General features: G+C 68.4%; 20 protein-coding genes. 7 read left to right on the forward strand and 13 right to left on the reverse strand.

Annotated features, from left to right (window positions below; genetic code table 11):
• Nucleotides 1–106: 106 nt before the first annotated feature.
• Nucleotides 107–574, reverse strand: a complete 468-nt coding sequence (locus GOPIP_RS00965) for a DUF3499 domain-containing protein (protein ID WP_081482465.1) — start codon at nt 572–574, stop codon at nt 107–109.
• A 141-nt stretch (nt 575–715) separates the two neighbouring features.
• On the opposite strand from GOPIP_RS00965, the gene GOPIP_RS00970 reads away from it, so the two are divergent.
• A complete protein-coding gene (locus tag GOPIP_RS00970) occupies nt 716–1,219 on the forward strand; it encodes a metallopeptidase family protein (RefSeq protein WP_050955222.1) in 504 nt (167 codons plus the stop codon).
• Nucleotides 1,220–1,337: 118 nt separating this feature from the next.
• Here GOPIP_RS00970 and GOPIP_RS28960 read toward each other — a convergent pair whose 3' ends face one another.
• Complete coding sequence (locus GOPIP_RS28960) at nt 1,338–1,601, reverse strand: WhiB family transcriptional regulator (RefSeq protein WP_170320161.1); 264 nt, start codon at nt 1,599–1,601, stop codon at nt 1,338–1,340.
• 722 nt (nt 1,602–2,323) lie between these two features.
• Between GOPIP_RS28960 and cofD the strand changes: the two genes are divergently transcribed.
• From cofD to GOPIP_RS00990, 3 genes are read left to right on the forward strand one after another with little or no spacing between them, the layout of a single operon-like run.
• On the forward strand, nt 2,324–3,388 hold the full coding sequence (gene cofD / locus GOPIP_RS00980) for a 2-phospho-L-lactate transferase (protein ID WP_170320159.1): 1,065 nt from the start codon (nt 2,324–2,326) through the stop codon (nt 3,386–3,388).
• Entirely contained in the window at nt 3,385–4,752 is a 1,368-nt protein-coding gene (locus GOPIP_RS00985; protein WP_006367620.1) for a coenzyme F420-0:L-glutamate ligase, read from the forward strand. The genes cofD and GOPIP_RS00985 overlap by 4 nt, the downstream gene beginning before the upstream one ends.
• Entirely contained in the window at nt 4,749–5,318 is a 570-nt protein-coding gene (locus GOPIP_RS00990) for an NUDIX hydrolase (protein ID WP_006367621.1), read from the forward strand. The genes GOPIP_RS00985 and GOPIP_RS00990 overlap by 4 nt, the downstream gene beginning before the upstream one ends.
• A 42-nt stretch (nt 5,319–5,360) precedes the next feature.
• On the opposite strand, the gene glgC is transcribed toward GOPIP_RS00990, so the two are convergent.
• The gene (gene glgC, locus GOPIP_RS00995; protein ID WP_026919995.1) at nt 5,361–6,575 is read right to left on the reverse strand and encodes a glucose-1-phosphate adenylyltransferase; all 1,215 of its coding nucleotides are present in this window, start codon (nt 6,573–6,575) and stop codon (nt 5,361–5,363) included.
• 156 nt (nt 6,576–6,731) lie between these two features.
• Here glgC and glgA point away from each other — a divergent pair, with 156 nt between their 5' ends.
• Nucleotides 6,732–7,898, forward strand: a complete 1,167-nt coding sequence (glgA, locus tag GOPIP_RS01000; protein ID WP_205741419.1) for a glycogen synthase — start codon at nt 6,732–6,734, stop codon at nt 7,896–7,898.
• On the opposite strand, the gene GOPIP_RS01005 is transcribed toward glgA, so the two are convergent.
• From GOPIP_RS01005 to GOPIP_RS01050, 10 genes are all read right to left on the reverse strand, one after another.
• Nucleotides 7,888–8,769 (reverse strand): putative RNA methyltransferase, encoded by an 882-nt coding sequence (locus GOPIP_RS01005; RefSeq protein ID WP_370530219.1) that lies wholly within the window; start codon nt 8,767–8,769, stop codon nt 7,888–7,890. The two genes, glgA and GOPIP_RS01005, sit on opposite strands and share 11 nt — an antisense overlap.
• Nucleotides 8,770–8,825: 56 nt before the next feature.
• On the reverse strand, nt 8,826–8,993 hold the full coding sequence (locus GOPIP_RS28110; protein WP_006367626.1) for a DUF3117 domain-containing protein: 168 nt from the start codon (nt 8,991–8,993) through the stop codon (nt 8,826–8,828).
• Nucleotides 8,994–9,164: 171 nt separating this feature from the next.
• Entirely contained in the window at nt 9,165–9,620 is a 456-nt protein-coding gene (locus tag GOPIP_RS01015) for a DivIVA domain-containing protein (RefSeq protein ID WP_006367627.1), read from the reverse strand.
• Between the two features lie 104 nt (nt 9,621–9,724).
• Nucleotides 9,725–10,786: a glucosyl-3-phosphoglycerate synthase gene (locus GOPIP_RS01020; protein WP_006367628.1), complete on the reverse strand. Its 1,062-nt coding sequence runs from the start codon at nt 10,784–10,786 to the stop codon at nt 9,725–9,727.
• Complete coding sequence (folP, locus tag GOPIP_RS01025; RefSeq protein ID WP_006367629.1) at nt 10,783–11,682, reverse strand: dihydropteroate synthase; 900 nt, start codon at nt 11,680–11,682, stop codon at nt 10,783–10,785. Before folP ends, GOPIP_RS01020 begins: the two co-directional genes overlap by 4 nt.
• Nucleotides 11,683–11,704: 22 nt before the next feature.
• Nucleotides 11,705–13,474: a long-chain-acyl-CoA synthetase gene (locus tag GOPIP_RS01030; RefSeq protein ID WP_006367630.1), complete on the reverse strand. Its 1,770-nt coding sequence runs from the start codon at nt 13,472–13,474 to the stop codon at nt 11,705–11,707.
• An 80-nt stretch (nt 13,475–13,554) separates the two neighbouring features.
• Entirely contained in the window at nt 13,555–14,094 is a 540-nt protein-coding gene (locus tag GOPIP_RS01035) for an LOG family protein (RefSeq protein WP_006367631.1), read from the reverse strand.
• Between the two features lie 118 nt (nt 14,095–14,212).
• Nucleotides 14,213–15,079, reverse strand: a complete 867-nt coding sequence (locus tag GOPIP_RS01040; RefSeq protein WP_006367632.1) for an LOG family protein — start codon at nt 15,077–15,079, stop codon at nt 14,213–14,215.
• Between the two features lie 66 nt (nt 15,080–15,145).
• Nucleotides 15,146–16,240 (reverse strand): succinyl-diaminopimelate desuccinylase, encoded by a 1,095-nt coding sequence (gene dapE / locus GOPIP_RS01045; protein WP_006367633.1) that lies wholly within the window; start codon nt 16,238–16,240, stop codon nt 15,146–15,148.
• An 85-nt stretch (nt 16,241–16,325) separates the two neighbouring features.
• Nucleotides 16,326–16,832, reverse strand: a complete 507-nt coding sequence (locus GOPIP_RS01050) for a DM13 domain-containing protein (RefSeq protein WP_006367634.1) — start codon at nt 16,830–16,832, stop codon at nt 16,326–16,328.
• A gap of 228 nt (nt 16,833–17,060) precedes the next feature.
• On the opposite strand from GOPIP_RS01050, the gene GOPIP_RS01055 reads away from it, so the two are divergent.
• Nucleotides 17,061–17,363: a hypothetical protein gene (locus tag GOPIP_RS01055; protein WP_026919991.1), complete on the forward strand. Its 303-nt coding sequence runs from the start codon at nt 17,061–17,063 to the stop codon at nt 17,361–17,363.
• 106 nt (nt 17,364–17,469) lie between these two features.
• Nucleotides 17,470–18,435, forward strand: coding sequence for a 2,3,4,5-tetrahydropyridine-2,6-dicarboxylate N-succinyltransferase (dapD, locus tag GOPIP_RS01060; protein ID WP_006367636.1), 966 nt, complete (start codon nt 17,470–17,472; stop codon nt 18,433–18,435).
• Nucleotides 18,436–18,453: the final 18 nt, after the last annotated feature.

Below are 18,453 nucleotides of genomic sequence, written 5' to 3' on the forward strand. Positions count from 1 at the left end.
CCGTTCGGCACGGCGCCCACACAGCGCGCGACCCGATGACGGGCGGCCGTCGGCGGTTCGGTGCGCCGGAGTGCACGAGCCATCGGTGGGCACTCGAGGCGAGCGGTCAGTCGACGGGGTCGGGCAGGACCCGGAGGTGGCCGCGCCGGCCCGGGCGCGGTTTGGTGGCACCACCACGCGGCCCGGGATCGGCGGGATGTGCGTCGCGGGTGGGCGCGCGGTGGCGCCCCGGACGCATGTCGTCGAACGCATCGATCGGATCGGGATGGGACATGTCCGCGGCAACCCGCCCGGCACGTCCTCCGGAGCTGGCCTCGCGCACGGCCTCGGCAAGGGCGGTCAGCTCGTAGTCCTCGGCCAACGGCGCCGAGAAACCCCGTTCACTGCGCAGCATCTCCCAGCCGCGGGGCACGGTGATCCGGCGCGCATGCTCGTCGCACAGATCCCAGGAATGCGGTTCGGCCGAGCTGGCGAGGGGTCCGATCACGGCCGTCGACTCCGCATAGACAAAGGTCAGGGTAGCCACCGCGGAACGGGTGCAGCCGGGCCTGCAGCACTGGCGGGGAAGCTTCACGTCATTGAGGTTAGCCCGGCCCGGATCGATCCGGTGATCCCGACACGCGTGAACCGTCGACACCGACACCGCGGACGGGCAACCGACACGAGACAGGCACCGGCACGAGACATTCGGCAGGCGCCCTCCTACACTCGCGCCATGCGATTCGATGGTTTTCGGCCACCGCGCGCCGGTCGCACCGGGCCGGCGCGTACCCCTCGGCGTCGTGAGCGCCGCGGGCGTGGATTGCGGACACCGTTGTTGCCGCCGAGCGTGCCCGCCTGGCGCAGCAAATCCGACGAATTCGACGCGGTGGCCATCGAGGCCTTCGCCGAGATCGATGCGCGGTGGCACGACGAGCTCGCCGGACTCGACATCGCCGTCGACGAGATCCCCCGCATGTTGCCGCGGGATCCGGAGACGATCCAATGGCCCGACGAGGTGACCGCCGACGGCGCGATCCCGCTCGCGCGGCTCATCCCGGCCGGTGTCGACGTCCACGGGCAGCCGACCCGCGCGAAGATCATCTTGTTCCGCAGACCACTGGAGAGCCGCGCGCGTCGCGACACCGAACTGATCGAACTGATCCACGAGGTGCTGGTGCAGCAGGTCGCCACCCACCTCGGCGTCGACGAGGACACGATCGACCGGGGACTCGACTGACCCGGCACGGCGGGACGGCGTCGCTGCGTCAAGATCTCACCGTGGCCGGTTTCGGTGGCCGACGCCGATGGTGATCACCGCACGGTGATCACCATGACCGGCGCTCGCCGGGCGCGGCTCAGATGATGCCGCGCTTGAGGCGGCGGCGCTCGCGCTCGGAGAGGCCGCCCCAGATCCCGAACCGCTCGTCATTGGCGAGCGCGTACTCGAGGCACTCCGCCTTGACCTCACATCCGGAGCAGATGCGTTTGGCCTCGCGGGTCGATCCACCCTTCTCCGGGAAGAACGCCTCGGGATCGGTTTGGGCGCACAGCGCCCGGTCCTGCCACTGCTCCTCCACCGCGTCGAACAGATCGTCGAACTCGTTGGGCACCAACGACAAATGCCGTCGCGGGGCGTCGGACTCGGCGTCGAAGACCCCGACCTGCGGTGCGGTCAGGAACGTTTCGTTCACCGGTCCGAGACTGCGATACAACGCGTCGTCCGAGCCGGTGATGTGTGAAGGATCTTGTGGTTCAAGGGGATTGCCGATCGGGTTGTCGAATGCCATCGTCGGCCCCTCCTGCCTGGGAAGTCGTTGTACTGCTGCTGTCTCGCGCCACGGCGTCACTGCCGCGTCACCCCGTCCACCTGTTCGTCGTTCGATCTTCACCAGTGCCCGGCGTTCCGAGTCGCACTCACACCACGCGAGCACCACATCGACCCGAAGCGACATCCGGTCGAACATTCTATCGAAAACACTTAGCTCTCAGTGATTCTCGATCTCGAACCGAAAATGACACTGATGTGATTACACACGCTGGCGGCCACTCAGGTCAAGCCGAGCGAGAAATCTTCTTAATACCACTGGCCGAGGAAAACCGGAGTCGCGACACGTGGGGAAGATGATTCGTCAGGAATCTCACATCGCCTGCGCGGCCGGACGTCCGGGTTGCGACCTCAGCCGCACCCGGACACCGACCCGTACGGTCTACCGGAAGCGCGGGCGCGGCGCCACCCGGGTCGGTGTCGGTCGCGCGCGTCGGTCGTCGGTTCTGGTTCACCCGCTTGTCGTGGGGTCACCAGAGTCGGGCCGCTGCCGTCGGGTCACTACAGTGGAGCGCTGTGAAGGTGACCGTTCTCGTCGGTGGCGTCGGTGGCGCTCGATTCCTGCAGGGTGTCCGCGAATTGTTCGGGCCGACGCCGTTTCCCGCGCCCGCCGAGGACTCGGCGGGCGACGAGTCGGCAACTCCCCCTGGCCCCCATGAGATCACTGCGATCGTCAACGTCGGTGACGATGCGTGGATGCACGGGGTACGGATCTGCCCCGACCTCGACACCTGCATGTACACCCTCGGCGGTGGCATCGACACCGAGCGCGGGTGGGGGCGCAGGGGTGAAACCTGGCACGCCAAGGAGGAACTCGCCGCCTACGGCGCCGATCCGGACTGGTTCGGGCTCGGCGATCGCGACCTCGCCACCCATCTCATCCGCACCCAGATGCTCGACGCGGGCTACCGGCTCTCCGACGTCACCGCCGCACTGTGCAAACGCTGGCAGCCCGGTGTGCGGCTGTTACCGGCCACCGACGACCGCCACGAGACCCACGTCGTGGTGTCCGCTCCGGGCGGCGAGGACGGCGCCCAGGTGGCGATCCACTTCCAGGAGTGGTGGGTTCGGCACCGGGCCAAGATCCCGACATTCGGTTTCGCCCAGGTCGGTTCGGACGACACGCACGCCGCTGCAGGGGTGATCGAGGCGATCGCCGACGCCGACGTCGTCCTGCTGGCCCCCAGCAACCCGGTGGTGAGCATCGGCGCGGTGATCAGCGTGCCGGGCGTACGCAGCGCGTTGCGCACCACCGGGGCACGCGTCGTCGGCGTGAGTCCCGTCATCGACAACCGGCCCCTGCGCGGCATGGCCGACGAGTGTCTGTCGGTGATCGGGGTCGAGACCACCGCCGAGGCGATCGCGGCACACTACGGCGCGCGCAGCGGCAACGGGCTCCTCGACGGGTGGCTCATCGCCGACGGCGACGAGGCCGCGGTCGAGGGCATCTCCATCGGCGCCGCTCCCCTGCTGATGACCGACCCGATCGCCACCGCGCACATGGTGCGCGCGGCGTGTGCTCTGGTCGGCGTCGACACCCCGGAGATCGCCGGACCGGACTCCACCGGAGCTGATCGATGACCACGGGCGACGGCGCATCTCCGATCACCGATCACCGCGCCCCTGGCATCATCGAGGTGCGCCCGGTGATCGGGTTGCCGGAATTCGACACGACCACCGACCTCACCAGCGAGATCCTCACGGCCGCACCGTGGTTGGCGTCCGGCGACGTGCTGGTGGTGACCAGCAAGGTCTTCTCCAAGACCGAGGGCCGCATGGTGCCCGCCCCCACCGACCCCGACGAACGCGACGCCCTGCGCCGACGCCTCGTCGTGCAGGAATCGGTGCGGGTACTCGCGCGCCGCAACCGCACACTGATCACCGAGAACCGACTCGGCCTCGTGCAGGCCGCCTCCGGCATCGACGGGTCGAATGTTCCGGTCGACGCGCTCGCGCTGTTGCCGGAGAACCCTGACCGCAGCGCCGCCGAACTCCGCGCGTCCCTCGCCGCGGCCGCGGGCATCGATGTGGCGGTGATCGTCACCGACACGATGGGCCGCGCGTGGCGGACCGGCCAGATCGACGTGGCGATCGGAGCGGCGGGGATCGCGGTCACCCATCCCTACGAGGGTGGCGTCGACAGCCACGGAAACCCGTTGGTGGTCACCGACATCGCCGTCGCCGACGAGATCGCGGCCGCGGCCGATCTGGTGAAGGGCAAACTCGCGGGCGTACCGGTGGCCGTGGTGCGTGGATTGCAGCCCACCGACGACGGGTCACGGGCGGCCGATCTGATCCGGCCCACCGACGAGGACCTGTTCCACCTCGGTACCGCCGAGGCGATCGAGCAGGGCCGCCGGGAGGCACTGCTGACGCGGCGGTCCGTGCGCGCCTTCGCCGACACCCCGGTCGACCCGGAATCGATCACCGCGGCATGCGCAGACGCGCTCACCGCACCCGCTCCGCACCACACCCACCCGGTGCGATTCGTGTGGGTCCGCGACGCCGCGCGCCGAACGCGACTGCTCGATGCGATGGGCGAGGCCTGGCGCGCCGATCTCGGCGCCGACGAGAAGACCGCCGAGTCGATCGAGAAGCGCGTCGCGCGCGGGCGCATCCTCTACGACGCCCCGGAACTGGTGATCCCGTTTCTGGTCCCCGACGGCGCCCACACCTATCCCGACGAGCGTCGCAACGCCGCCGAGCACACCATGTTCACCGTCGCCGCAGGTGGCGCCGTCACCGCCTTGCTCGTCGCCCTCTCGGTACGCGGACTCGGCTCCTGCTGGGTCGGTTCGACCATCTTCGCCGCGCCCGTGGTGACCTCCCACCTCGAGGTCCCCGCGGACTGGGAACCGTTGGGCGCCATCGCCATCGGCCACCCGGCACAGGAGTCCGGGCTGCGCGGGAGCGCGCCCACCGACGACTGGCTGATCGTCCGGTGAGCGCCGAATCCCTGCACGATTCGGCGGTGGCGACGCTCGAGGACTGGACGGCGCCCTCGCCGGAACAGGACTCACTGCGGCACACCTATCTCGCCTTCCTCGACGCCGCCGCGCAGGCCTGCCTACGCGCTTACCCGCCCGGTCACCTGACCGCGTCGGCGATCGTCTTCGACGCCGGCGCCGACCACGTACTGCTGACCCTGCATCCGCGGGTGGGCAAATGGATTCAACTCGGTGGGCACTGCGAACCCGACGACGCGACCATCGCCGACGCCGCGCTGCGTGAGGCGCGCGAGGAATCCGGCATCGACGGTCTGGAGTTGGCCGGGCTCGCGCAACTGCACACCCATCAGATCACCTGTTCGCTCGGCGTGCCGACGCGACACCTCGACGTGCGGTTCGTCGCGGTGGCCCCACCGACGTCGGACGGCGGCCTGCCGCCGATCACGATCAGCGACGAGTCACTCGATCTGCGGTGGTGGCCGGTCGAGGCGTTGCCCGCCGACACCGAGGGCACCGATATCGTCACCCTCGTCGCCCTCGGACGCAGCATCCTCGCACCCTGAGCGAGACACCGGAACGCTGAGCAGACCGGCGCCCCGGAGCGCTCAGACGCGGATGTTCTTGCCGACGGTCACCACACCACCGGCACTGACCGCGAAGCGCTGACGATCGGCCTCGAGGTCGGTACCGAGTTGTTCACCCTCGCCGACGACGACGTTCTTGTCGAGGATGGCGCGTCGGACCACCGCACCCTTGCCGACCCGCACGCCGGGCATCAGCACACTGCCCTCCACGACGGCACCGTCCTCGATCATCACGTTCGCCGAGAGCACCGAGGTGCTCACCGATCCGGCCGACACGATGCATCCGGCGCCGACCACCGAATCCTGGGCGTGACCGCCCTGCACGAACTTCGCGGGCGGCAGATGCAGTGTCTCACCGCGAATCGGCCAGCGACGGTTGTACAGGTTGAACACCGGGTGCACCGACACGAGGTCCATGTGTGCGTCGTAGAACGCGTCGAGCGTCCCGACATCACGCCAGTACCCCCGGTCGCGTTCGGTGGCACCGGGCACCTCGTTGTCGGCGAAGTCGTAGACGAACGCCCGCTGCTGGTTCACGAAGGCCGGGATGATGTCGCCGCCCATGTCGTGATCGGAATCGGAGTCGGCCGCGTCGGCGCGGATCGCCTCCACGAGCGCCTCGGTGGTGAACACGTAGTTGCCCATCGAGGCGAAGGTGACGTCGGGGTCGTCGGGAGTGCCCGGCGGATCGGCGGGTTTCTCCAGGAACCGGGTGATCAGCCCCGACTCGTCGGCATCGATGCACCCGAACGCACTGGCCTCCGCGCGCGGCACCCGGATACCCGCGACGGTGACGTCGGCGCCGGAGTCGATATGCGCCTCGACCATCTGCGACGGGTCCATCCGATACACGTGGTCGGCACCGAAAACGACGATGTACTCCGGTTGTTCGTCCTCGATGAGGTTCATCGACTGGAAGATCGCATCGGCACTGCCGGTGTACCACCGCGGACCCAGACGCTGCTGCGCGGGCACCGGGGTGATGTACTCCCCGTGGAATCCCGATGACCACCAGGTCTGCGAGATGTGGCGGTCGAGTGAATGCGACTTGTATTGCGTCAGAACGCAGATGCGTTCGTAACCGGCGTTGACCAGATTGGACAGGACGAAGTCGATCAGCCGGTAGGCGCCACCGAATGGGACCGCCGGTTTCGCGCGGTCCATCGTCAGCGGGTACAGGCGTTTACCCTCACCGCCCGCAAGGACGATACCGAGCACGTGCGGCTGTGATCTCACACTCACAACTTAACCGCCAATCTGTGCACGGGCCAGACGAACACACACCTCGATCCATTGATGTTCGCGATGTTCTCGCCTCGACGACATCCGGCTACCGCCGAGTTTGCCCCGCTTTCGTGGCGAACTGCGCGCGCGGGCACTAGCGTCGTCGTCATGAGGGTGGCGATGATGACACGGGAGTATCCACCCGAGGTCTACGGTGGTGCCGGAGTCCACGTGACCGAACTGGTGCGACACCTGCGCGCACTGATCGAGGTCGACGTGCACTGCATGGGACAACCGCGGGACACCGCGACGGTCTACGCGCCCGACCCGGGGCTCGACGGCGCCAATGCGGCGATCACAACGCTGTCTGCCGATCTGCGGATGGCGGTGGGTGCCGCCGGTGCCGACCTGGTGCACTCGCACACCTGGTACACCGGTCTCGCCGGGCATCTGGCGGCCGAGTTGCACGGTGTGCCACATGTATTGACCGCACACTCACTGGAACCGATGCGGCCGTGGAAGGCCGAACAACTCGGTGGCGGCTATCGGGTGTCGAGCTGGGTGGAACGCAACGCCGTCGAGTACGCCGACGCGGTGATCGCGGTCAGCTCCGGGATGGCCAACGACGTATGCGAGACCTATCCGCGCCTCGATCCCGATCGAGTCCACGTGGTACGCAATGGGATCGACACGTCGCAGTGGTTCGCGGTGGACGACCCGTTCGGTCCGGACTCGACGTTGACCACACTCGGCGTCGACCCCGAACGGCCGATCGCGGCTTTCGTCGGCCGGATCACGAGACAGAAGGGCGTCGCCCATCTCGTCGCGGCCGCCCACCATTTCGATCCCGACGTGCAGCTCATCCTGTGCGCAGGAGCACCGGACACCCCGGAGATCGGTGCGGAGGTCGAGTCTGCGGTCGCCTCGCTGTCGGCCGCGCGCCACGGCGTGCATTGGGTCCGGGAAATGCTTCCACTCCCGCGCATCCGGGAAATTCTCACCGCGGCAACGGTATTCGTCTGCCCGTCGGTGTACGAGCCACTGGGCATCGTGAACCTCGAGGCCATGGCCTGCGGAACGGCAGTGGTGGCCTCGGCAGTCGGCGGCATTCCCGAGGTGGTCCGCGACGCCGTCACCGGCGTCCTCGTCCCCTATGACCCCGCCGATCCGGTTGCGTTCGAGCGCGGGCTCGCCGACGGCGTCAATGCGGTGGTGCGTGATCCGGCGACCGCCGAATCGATGGGCAAGGCCGGACGCGAGCGGGCCGCCGCGGAGTTCTCCTGGGATGCGATCGCCGAGCAGACCCTCGGGGTGTATCAGGCAGTCACACGCTGAAATCCGGCCCCGACGGATGGGGCCGGTCACCGCGAATGCGGCACACCGTGACGGTGACCGCGACGGTGATCTGCAGGCTGCCACCGTGAGCGCCGGCCACGGCGTCGGCCACCTCGTCGATGTGCGCACGGTTGTGGTGAAATGCCGAGGGCCCCATGGCGACGAGGTCGGCGATCGTCGGCGCGGTCACCGTGCGTGTCTCCTGCACCACCCGCCGGTCGACGATGTCGAAAGCCGGTGACAACGCGGCATCGATCCGATCGTCCTTGTCCGGTCCCACCGTCAGCATGCCCAGCGGACCCACGAGTTCGGTCAGGTGATCGGGACGGGGGGCCACGATGACCAGATGACCATCCGCGCGTAGGACACGCGCGGTCTCGGCGATGTTGCGCGGGGCGAACACCGACAGCGCCACCGCTGCCGAACCCGACCGCATCGGGATCTGCCGCCACACGTCGGCGACCACACTCGCGGTGGTCGGCTCGCCACGCGCCGCCGCCCGGGCGCACGCCTTGGACAGGTCGATGACCACCCCACGCGCGTTCGGGGCCCGGCGCAGGCACGCACGGAGGTACACACCCGGGCCGCCCCCGAGATCGACGATCAGGGGCGACGGCTCGTCGGCGGGGCACAGATCGGCAGGGCACAGGTCGGCGACCGCGGTGGCGGTGGCCTCGACGACCGGCGACAGGACGCCTGCGTCGTGCACACGGAGTCGAGCGGCAACCATCTCCGGGGTGTCGGCACGGAGCGCACCGGAGCGCCCGTCGAGGAGCGCGACGTAGCCATGGCGGGCGATGTCGAAGGAATGGCGCCGACCGCACCGCAGCGCGGCGTGGTCGGCGGTGAGATCCAGGGCATCCGTGCAGATCGGACACCTCAGGTCGGGAAGTAGCTCGGTCAGCGCCGAGCGGGCCTGCGACCCGGTCAGCCGGTGACCCCGCGGAGTTCTTCGCCGAGAGCCGCGGCCTCGTCCGGGGTCAGCTCGACCACCAGACGTCCACCACCCTCGATCGGAATGCGCACGACGATCCCACGTCCCTCCTTGGCCGCTTCCAGTGGCCCATCTCCAGTTCGTGGCTTCATCGCCGCCATTCTCAAACTCCCTTCAGAGTCTCGCGTCGCCGAGGGCTCCCGGCCGTCGCCGGACGATCGTTCCGACATGACGGCGCAGCCCGGATCGCGGCCATGCGGCCGGTGACGGTGGTTGCCGCCAGAGCAATGATACGTGGCGCGCCGACCTGCAGATGCCCACGCGCCCGCATGTCAGTCACGCGTTTCGGTCACGGACCCGGCAGTGGGGTCGGCAGAAGCCGCCCCGGCGCCCTCCGGGAGGGACTCGAAGGCGGCCCCCTGTGGGTCCTCGACACCCGCGGACGCCGTGCCCGCCTCGTGACGACCGATGCCGGCGGCGACCGGGTGCACCGACGCGGCGTCGCGGTCCTGCAGCTGCTGGATCAGCGCGCGGAGATCGTCGATCTCGTCGGCGAGCCGGGCCAGCGCCCAGTCGACCTCGCTCTGCTTGTACCCGCGGACGGTGAGCGCGAACCGCAGTGCGCGCACGTCGTATCCGTTGATCCCGTTCCGCGGAAGACGGGTCAGCGTCGAGGTCGCGTCGACCGGTGGAAGGTCCTCACCGCGACCGAACACGAACCAGACCACGGCGAAGACGACGGCCACCACGACCGCCATGATCAGCAGGTACAGCAAGAGGGTCTGCATGATCCCATGGTGTCAGAGAGGTGACCGGCCGCGCCGCCGTGGCCTGGTGCCACGTCGCGATCACCACGGCCCGAGGCGAGCGCCCGCCGGGCGAGGCGAGCGGCCTACGAGGCGATCTCCTCGTCGTCGGCGGCGATGTCGACCGCGCGCAGGGTCTTCATCGGCGGACGGTCCTCGAGATAGACGTCGGTGGTGTGCGGGGTGAACGTGCCGTCGGGCTCCGCGGTGAACTGCGTCAACCCGACGCCCGAATCCTCGATGCCGCACCGGCGCATCAGGGTGCCCACGATTTGGCGGCTCATCACGCCGAGCTCGATGAGCGGGCGGTTGCGGTGGGTGCGCACCCCGAGATTCACCTGGCCGATGCCCTCGAGGCCGTACCGGTCGTAGGTGTCGATCAGCAGGCCGATCTCAACGCCGTATCCGGGCGCGAACGGCACCGAGGCGAGCATCTCGCGGGTGCCCGCGTACTCCCCGCCGAGGGGCTGGAGCACCGCGGTGAGTTCGGGTTTCTGCGAGGCGAGCAGTGGCCGTGCGACGAGTTCGGTGACGCGGCCGCCGCCGTTCGCGTCCTGCGTGCCCCCGGTGCGCAGGGGGCGGCGGTAGTAGCCCTTGACCAGCTGGATGTCGGGGTTCACCAGCAGGGGTCCGAGCATCTTCGGCACGAACATCGGATCGGGGTCGATCAGGTCGGAGTCGACGAAGGCGATGATGTCACCGGTCGCGACGGCGATCGAGCGCCACAGCACCTCGCCCTTGCCCTTGACGGGCTCGAGTTCGGGGACCGCGTCCTCGCGGCTGATCACCTCGGCGCCGGCGGCCCGCGCCCGTTCGACGGTTGCGTCGGTGGACCCGGAGTCCAGCACGATCAGCTCGTCGACGAGTGTTCCGAGCAGCGGCCGGATGGTGGCGATGACGTCGGCGACGGTTTCTTCCTCGTTCAGGGCGGGCAGGACCACCGATACCGTGCGTCCGTCCTTGGCGGCGACGAGGTCGTCGATCGTCCAGTCCGGTTGTTCCCAGGTGTGGGTGGTCGACCACGAACCCCGGTCGGCGGTGTCTGCGGGCGCCGGCCACATGGCGGCCTTGTCCCGACCGGTGGATGCCGTCGGTGTCCGACCGGCGACGTGTGGGCGGTTCTGGGTTCGACGTACCTTCTTGGTCATGCGAGTCCCCTGACTGTTCTGGCTGGAGGCCGTGTGCCCGCTATCGCGGCGACCATGTCGACCACGCGGCGGGTGGCGGCGACCTCGTGGACGCGGAAGATCCGGGCGCCGTGTTCAGCGCTCAGAGCGGTCGCCGCGAGTGTGCCCTCCACCCGGTGTTCGAGGTCCACTCCCAGAGTCTCCCCCACAAAATCCTTGTTGCTCAGCGCCATCAGCACCGGCCAACCTGTCTTAACAAGATCTTTTACGTGACGTAACAAGGTCAGCCCGTGGTGGGTGTTCTTGCCGAAATCATGCGTCGGATCGATCACGATCGAGTCACGGGCAACACCCGCGGCCTCGGCCCGACGGGCCGCCGACGTCACCGCTTCGAGCACATCGGCCACGACGTCGGTGACCGCATCGCCGTAGGCGACCCGATGCGGTCGGGTCCGCACCACCGCGCCGCCGGTGTGCGAACACACGATCCCGGCCCGGTGGGCGGCGGCCACCTCGACCAGTCCCGGGTCGGCTCCGGCCCAGGTGTCGTTGATGAGGTCGGCGCCCACCGCACACGCCTGATCGGCGACCTCGCTGCGCCAGGTGTCGACGCTGATGAGCAGATCGGGGTAGCGATCACGAATCCAGGCGATGAACGGCACCACCCGCGCGATCTCCCCCGCGGCGTCGACCTCCTCGCCCGGGCCGGCCTTGACACCGCCGATGTCGACGATGTCGGCGCCCTCGGCCACGACGCGGTCGACCCGTTCCTTGGCCGCGTCGTCGGTGAAACTGGCCCCGCGGTCGTAGAAGGAATCGGGTGTGCGGTTCACGATCGCCATCACCAGCGCCCGATCGGCGGCGACCGGACGGCCGCACAGGGTCTCGCCCCCGTACTTCACACGTCGCGCGTCCATGGCGACCAGACTACGAAAGCACTCAGTTCTTGGGTGCCTTGGCCGCAGCGACGTCGTCGGGATAGGAGTCGTAGTACTCGACGTATCCGTCGGAGCGTCCGGCGAGCACGTAGAGCGGGTCGTCGCCGACCTTCTCGTAACCCTCGTCGCGCAGCTCGACCTTGCGGTTCTTGAACGTGGAGGTGGCCTCGAGCTGACCGACGATCCGGATGAACAGCGGCATCGCATACGACGGCAGGGCCTCGTAGAGGTGCGACGCCATCTCCTTGCCGTCGAAGCTCGCACCCTCGCGCAGCGTCACCGCCGCCATTCCGGCCTTGCCGTCGGTGCCCGGGACCTCGACGCCGAAGACCACCGACTGCGCGATCGACGGGTGGCCGTCGAGCCCGGCCTCGACCTCGGTGGTCGCGACGTTCTCGCCCTTCCAGCGGAACGTGTCGCCGAGTCGGTCGACGAAGGCGATATGGCTGAAGCCCTGGTCACGAACGAGATCACCGGAGTTGAACCAGGCGTCGCCGTCCTTGAAGGCATCGCGGACGATCTTCTTCTCGGTTTCCTCCGGATCGGTGTAGCCGTCGATCGGGACGCGGTCGTTGATGCCGGAGATGAGCAGGCCCGTTCCGCCGCGCTTCACCTTGGTCAGCCGACCGTCGGCGTTGCGTTTGGGCTTGCCGTCCTCGTCGTACTCGACGATCGCGTACGGCAACGGACAGAACCCGGCGGTGCGGCTGGCGCTGAAGGCGTTGACGAACACCAGGTTCAACTCACTGGCCCCGTAGAACTCGACGATCCGGTCGATGCCGAACCGCTCGCGGAACTCGTCCCAGATGTCGGGGCGCATGCCGTTGCCGACCACGAGACGCACGCTGTGGGCGCGGTCGGTCGGCTTCTCCGGCTGCGCCAGCAGATAACGGCACAACTCACCGATGTAGCAGAACGCCGTGGCGCGATTGAGGATGACGTCGTCCCAGAATTTCGACGCCGAGAAGTGTTTGCCGATGGCGATACAGGCGCCCGAGGCGAGCACCGAGGACAATGACACCGACAGTGCGTTGTTGTGATAGAGCGGCAATGGCACATACATGGTGTCGCTGGCGCGCAGGCGCACCGCGAGGCCGCCGATACCCGAGAGACTGGCCAGCCACCGGTTGTGGCTCATCACGCTGGCCTTGGGCAGGCCGGTGGTCCCGGAGGTGAAGATGTAGAACGCCTCGGTGGATGCCGGCAGGGTCGCGGTGACCTGCGGGTCGGCCTCCGACCGTCCCTGCGCCGCGGCATCGAGTGCGGCGAAGTCGAGAACGTGCTCGGGCAGTGCGCTCTCGGGAATCGACTCGAAGGCCTCCGCGCAATCCGGGTCATGGACGAACACCCGGGCCCCGAGGAGCTTCATGCTGTGCTCGAGGACGTTGCCGCGCTGGTTGTAGTTGATCATCCCGGCGATCGCGCCGAGCTTGACCGTCGCGAGCATCACGAACAGATCTGTTGGGCAGTTCTTCGACAGGATCGCCACCACGTCGCCGGTCTGCACACCCTTCTCGGCGAGCACCGCGGCGTAGCGGTTCACCGTCCGGTTGGCCTCACCGTAGGTGGTCGACTTACCGCCGAACCGCACGAACGGCCGGTCCGGGTGGTTGGCGGCGTGCTGCTGGAAGATCAGGCCGATGGTGCGCTTGGCGTCAGCGGGCCGCCTGATCAACCCGGGTGCGTGCTTGATCATCTGGGGCGCCTGCGGCGCCATCTTGAGCACGCCTTTGAACAGATCTGTGATTCCGACGGTGTCCTGGGACGACATCGACTTACTCGCTCTCCGGTTGGACGACGATGGCGCGCGCTGTCCGCCGCGAACACACGACGCCAGCTCGTGTGCACACCTTACCGGGCAGTAGCATGACGCAGCGCACCCTCTACCGAATCGGTGACGACGAGCCGGTCCAGCGAACTCTGTGCGACGAATCCCGGCGCCACCAGACCCTGTAACCACGACAACAGCGGCGTGTAGAAACCCACCGGGTCGAGCAGCACCACGGGTTTGGTGTGCATGCCGAGGAATCCACCGGTCCACGTCTCGAACAACTCCTCGAGCGTGCCGATACCACCGGGCAACGTGATGAAACCGTCGGCCCGATCGTCCATCAGCTTCTTGCGTTCCCGCATGGTGTCGGTGATGACGAGTTCATCGGCGTCGAGGTCGGCGACCTCACGCTGCATCAGGGTCCGCGGGATGATCCCGACCGTCGTACCGCCGGCCGCGCGCGTGGCGTCGGCGACCGCACCCATCATCGACACATTGCCGCCGCCGGAGACCAGCGTGTGTCCGCCCGCCCCGATCGCGGTGCCGAGTTCGGCCGCGAGATCCAGATACTCCTGCCCCACATTGCGTCCCGACGCGCAGTACACGCAGATCGCGCTCATCAGTCCCCCACTCTCTCGCTGTCTGTCCGCGGACCTCATGGTCGGCGAATGGAGTGTTCGTGTCGCCCGGCCGGTGCGTTCCGTGCGTGGCCGGGGCCGTGCCGGTCGGGGCAGCCGGTCAGTCGGCCTCGCCACGCGCGGCGAGGCGCTGCGCCGCCGCCCGGATGACCTCGACCGCCTCGTCGGGTTCATCGACGACGGTCACCAGATCGAGATCCTCGGGCGAGACCATCCCCTTGGCGACGAGGACCTCGCGCATCCAGGCGAGCAGCCCGGCCCAGTGCTCGCGGCCGACGAGCACGATCGGGAACCGGACCACCTTCTTGGTCTGCACCAGGGTCAGCGCCTCGAAGAGCTCGTCGAGCGTGCCGAGACCGCCGGGCAGACAGACGAAGGCCTGGGCGTACTTCACGAACATCGTCTTGCGGACGAAAAAGTAGCGGAAGTTCATGCCCAGGTCGACCCAGGGGTTCAGATGCTGCTCGAACGGCAGCTCGATGTTGAGTCCGATCGACGTCGCCGACGACTCGTGGGCTCCCTTGTTCGCGGCCTCCATGACGCCCGGCCCACCGCCGGTGATCACGGCGTAGCCGGCCGCGCCGAGGGCTCGGCCCACGCGCACCGCGAGCTCGTAGTCGGGTGAGCCGGGTCGTAGTCGCGCGGACCCGAATACCGTGACCGCCTCGGCGACGTCGGAGAGGGCATCGAAACCCGCCACGAATTCCGACTGGATACGCAACACGCGCCACGAGTCGCGCATGGTGCGCTCGGCCCGGCGCTCGGCGTCGCGCGGATCGACCCACTCGAGCAGCCGACGGTCGGTGGTGCGCTCGTCGCCGTCGGTGCGGCGCACGCGCATGGGGCCGATGTAGCGGGTGCCCTGCTGATCCTCGATGTCGACGTCGGTGACCGGATCACGCTCGGCGGGCTCGCTGCCAGAAGTCGTCTCGCTACCAGAAGTCGTCTCGCTGCCAGAAGTCGTCATGGGCGTAACGCTAGCGCGCCCGGCCGATGTCCCCGCCGCACCGACGGGAACCCGGTGCGCGTCAGTTCAGCTCAGGTAGGTCCGCAACAACTCGGTGACCTCGCGGATCTGGGCGACCGGGACGCGTTCGTCGACCCGGTGGGCCAGGCTCGGGTCCCCCGGTCCGAGGTTCACCGCGGGAATACCCAGAGCCGAGAATCGTGACACGTCGGTCCAGCCGTACTTGGCGCGGAATCGCCCCTGCGCGGCGTCGACGAGTGCCGCAGCAGCCGGATGCGACAGGCCGGGCAACGCGCCTGCGGCGGAATCAGTGAGTTCGAGCGTCACCGCACCGGAGGCGAGCGGCCCGGCGAACACCTCGCGAACGTGGTCGAGTGCGCTCTCGATGCTGTGGTCGGGCGCGAAACGGAAGTTGACGTCGACGTGGGCGGCGTCGGGTACGACGTTGCCGGCCACCCCGCCGCCTATCCCGACGGCCGAGAGCCCCTCGCGGTACTCGCATCCGTCGATGTCGACGCGGCGCGGCGAGTACCCGGCGAGGGTGGTGAGCACCTCCCCCAGCTTGTGAATCGCGTTGTCGCCCATCCACGCTCGCGCCGAATGTGCCCGCGTCCCGGTCGCTGTCAGGCGTACCCGCAGAGTGCCTTGGCATCCTGCCTCGATCTGCCCGGCCGTGGGTTCCCCGAGGATCGCCACGTCGCCGGAAAGCCACTGCGGCAGTTCACGTTCGATGACCCCCAGCCCGTTGTACTCGGCGGCGATCTCCTCGCAGTCGTAGAAGATGAGCGTGAGGTCGTGGCGCGGATCGGCCAGCGTCGCCGCGAGATGCAGGAACACCGCGTCACCGGATTTCATGTCCACGGTTCCGCACCCGTGCAGGACCTCGCCCTCGGCGGTGTCGTCGGTGCGCCGGCTCGGCAGATTTCCCGCGACCGGCACCGTGTCGAGGTGCCCGGCGAGGATGACCCGGCTGTCGAGCCCCCGGTCGGTGCGCGCGAGCACCCGGTTGCCGTGACGGACGATCTCGAAGCCGGTGGTCTGCTCCCGGAGCGCGGATTCGACGGCGTCGGCGATGGCCGTTTCGTCCCGGGATTCACTGTGGATGTCGACCAGCGCCGCGGTCAGGTCGATCGGATCGCCATGGAGGTCGAGAGCATTCACGCCCCCACCGTAACGAAGCCGATGGCGCGGCGCCGAAAAGGGTTACACCCGCGTGGTTTACATCGCACGGGTTGCACGACAGGGGTCATGAAGGTCGAAGCTCGGCGGCGCCGAATGACACGTCGAACTGCACACACCACAGCACCACCGCCGGGAACCGGGCGAGGTCGGTGGTCGCGGGCACCGCATACACCTGGTCGCCACGGTTGCCCTTGATCGGGCCGAGGTCGACGCGCGGGGCGCCACCTGCGGTACGCCAGCCGGCGAAGCCGCCGATCACCTCCCCGGCCGAGAGCCACACATGCACATCGGGGCCGGTGGTCGTGTCGAGGTTCTCGATGGCGAGAATCCTTGAGCCATCCGGCTTCTCGATGATCGACACGGTGCCGGTGGTGTCGTGTTCGTGGCTGATGAAGGTCCCGGACGAGAGCACCACGGGCGTGGCCGGTGGCGCGCCCGACGCCGGCGTACCGCTCGCGGCGACCGGGATCTCGTCGGCGATCTCGGTGTCGACGAAGACCAACCACGGCTTGAAGATCACGCCGCCGATCACCACCACGACGATCACCACCACTGCCAGCCCGGCGAGCACCCACGGCCATCGCCGGCGTCGGGCCCGCCCGCCCTGGTGCGGAGTCCGGAGTCCACGTTCGGCCATGATGCGACAATACGGACATCGCACGGTCGCGACCAGCGCGTTCGGCCGTTCGGATGATGGCTCGATCGTGTCCGGAGATGATCGGCGAAACGCCTACTCGGCTGTCGTGACCGTCGTAGCGTGGAGGTGTAGCGGAGTGTTCGAACCGAGGAGATGATCGCCATGTCCGCTCGTTCTCATGATTCCCATCGTTTTCACGATTCCCACGGTCAGCATCCTTTGGGAGTGTTGGCGTTCTTCCTGCTCATCGTCGGTTTCGCGAGCCTCGCCGTGCTGCTCGTGTCGGTGGTGGTCGGCAACACCGCGCTGGCCGTCACCGCCGCCGTCGTCGGGCTGGTGGCCTTCGGTGTGGCCGCCACGACCATGACCATGCTGGGCCGGAAGTTGCATCACAGCGCACTGATCCCCGACTACACCGACACCGAGACGGAGCACTACCTGCGCGACTATCGACACGGTGCTTGATCTGGCGGCTCCGCCGCGGCTTGATCTGGCGGCTCCGCCGCGGCTTGACTTGGCGGCGTGATCCGGCTGCCGACCGCACGGCGCCCCACCGGTAAGCTCGGGTGCCGTGACGAACAATGGTGCACACGCAGTCGGAATCGCCACGGTGACCAACGGGGGTTCCGCTGATCCCGGCGTCATCCTCGACGTCTGGTTCCCCGAGCCGCAACTCGGTACGAGTGAGCAGAGCGGCACGACGATCCTGGACGACACCGCGACCCCCGGCGATCTTCGTGACCTGGTCGGTATCGACGCGGTCCGCCGGGTCAAGACCGTAGCCGTATCGACCACGATCGCCGATCTCTCGGCGCCACCGGTCGACGCCTACGACGTCTACCTGCGTCTACACCTGCTCTCGCATCGTCTCGTCGCGCCGCACGGCACCAACCTCGACGGCATCTTCGGCCTTCTCGCCAACGTGGTGTGGACCAATCACGGCCCCTGCCCGGTCGAGGGATTCGAGAAGATCCGCGCCGGACTGCGCGCCCGCGGCAACGTGACCGTGTACAGCATCGACAAGTTCCCCCGCATGGTCGATTACGTCGCGCCCGGCGGTGTGCGCATCGGCGACGCCGACCGCGTCCGGCTCGGCGCACACCTCGCGCCCGGCACGACGGTCATGCACGAGGGATTCGTGAACTTCAACGCCGGCACTCTCGGCGAATCGATGGTCGAGGGCCGTATCTCCGCAGGTGTCGTCGTCGGTGACGGCTCCGACATCGGCGGCGGCGCATCCACGATGGGCACGCTGTCCGGCGGCGGCAAGGAGCGCATCGTCCTCGGCAAGCGCTGCCTGCTCGGCGCGAACTCCGGCTGCGGCATCCCCCTCGGCGACGACTGCGTCATCGAGGCCGGCCTCTACGTCACCGCGGGCACCAAGGTCACCGGGCCCGACGGCACCACCGTCAAGGCCCGCGACCTCGCAGGCCAGTCCAATCTGCTGTTCCGTCGCAACAGCCTCAACGGCGCCGTCGAGGTGGTGCCCTGGAAGGGCGACGGCATCGCCCTCAACGAGGCCCTGCACAAGAACTGACACACACCACAGCGCGCC

The organism is Gordonia polyisoprenivorans NBRC 16320 = JCM 10675, from assembly GCF_000241325.1.
GTDB classification, from domain to species: Bacteria; Actinomycetota; Actinomycetes; order Mycobacteriales; family Mycobacteriaceae; genus Gordonia; species Gordonia polyisoprenivorans.

Excerpts from the sequence above, each read along its gene's own strand:
- GOPIP_RS00970 (WP_050955222.1), top strand. The coding sequence starts at position 716 with ATGCGATTCGATGGTTTTCGGCCACCGCGCGCCGGTCGCACCGGGCCG.
- GOPIP_RS00985 (WP_006367620.1), top strand. The coding sequence starts at position 3,385 with ATGACCACGGGCGACGGCGCATCTCCGATCACCGATCACCGCGCCCCT.
- glgA (WP_205741419.1), top strand. The coding sequence starts at position 6,732 with ATGAGGGTGGCGATGATGACACGGGAGTATCCACCCGAGGTCTACGGT.
- GOPIP_RS28110 (WP_006367626.1), bottom strand. The coding sequence starts at position 8,993 with ATGGCGGCGATGAAGCCACGAACTGGAGATGGGCCACTGGAAGCGGCC.
- GOPIP_RS01015 (WP_006367627.1), bottom strand. The coding sequence starts at position 9,620 with ATGCAGACCCTCTTGCTGTACCTGCTGATCATGGCGGTCGTGGTGGCC.
- GOPIP_RS01020 (WP_006367628.1), bottom strand. The coding sequence starts at position 10,786 with ATGACCAAGAAGGTACGTCGAACCCAGAACCGCCCACACGTCGCCGGT.
- folP (WP_006367629.1), bottom strand. The coding sequence starts at position 11,682 with ATGGACGCGCGACGTGTGAAGTACGGGGGCGAGACCCTGTGCGGCCGT.
- GOPIP_RS01030 (WP_006367630.1), bottom strand. The coding sequence starts at position 13,474 with ATGTCGTCCCAGGACACCGTCGGAATCACAGATCTGTTCAAAGGCGTG.
- GOPIP_RS01035 (WP_006367631.1), bottom strand. The coding sequence starts at position 14,094 with ATGAGCGCGATCTGCGTGTACTGCGCGTCGGGACGCAATGTGGGGCAG.
- GOPIP_RS01040 (WP_006367632.1), bottom strand. The coding sequence starts at position 15,079 with ATGACGACTTCTGGCAGCGAGACGACTTCTGGTAGCGAGACGACTTCT.
- GOPIP_RS01055 (WP_026919991.1), top strand. The coding sequence starts at position 17,061 with ATGTCCGCTCGTTCTCATGATTCCCATCGTTTTCACGATTCCCACGGT.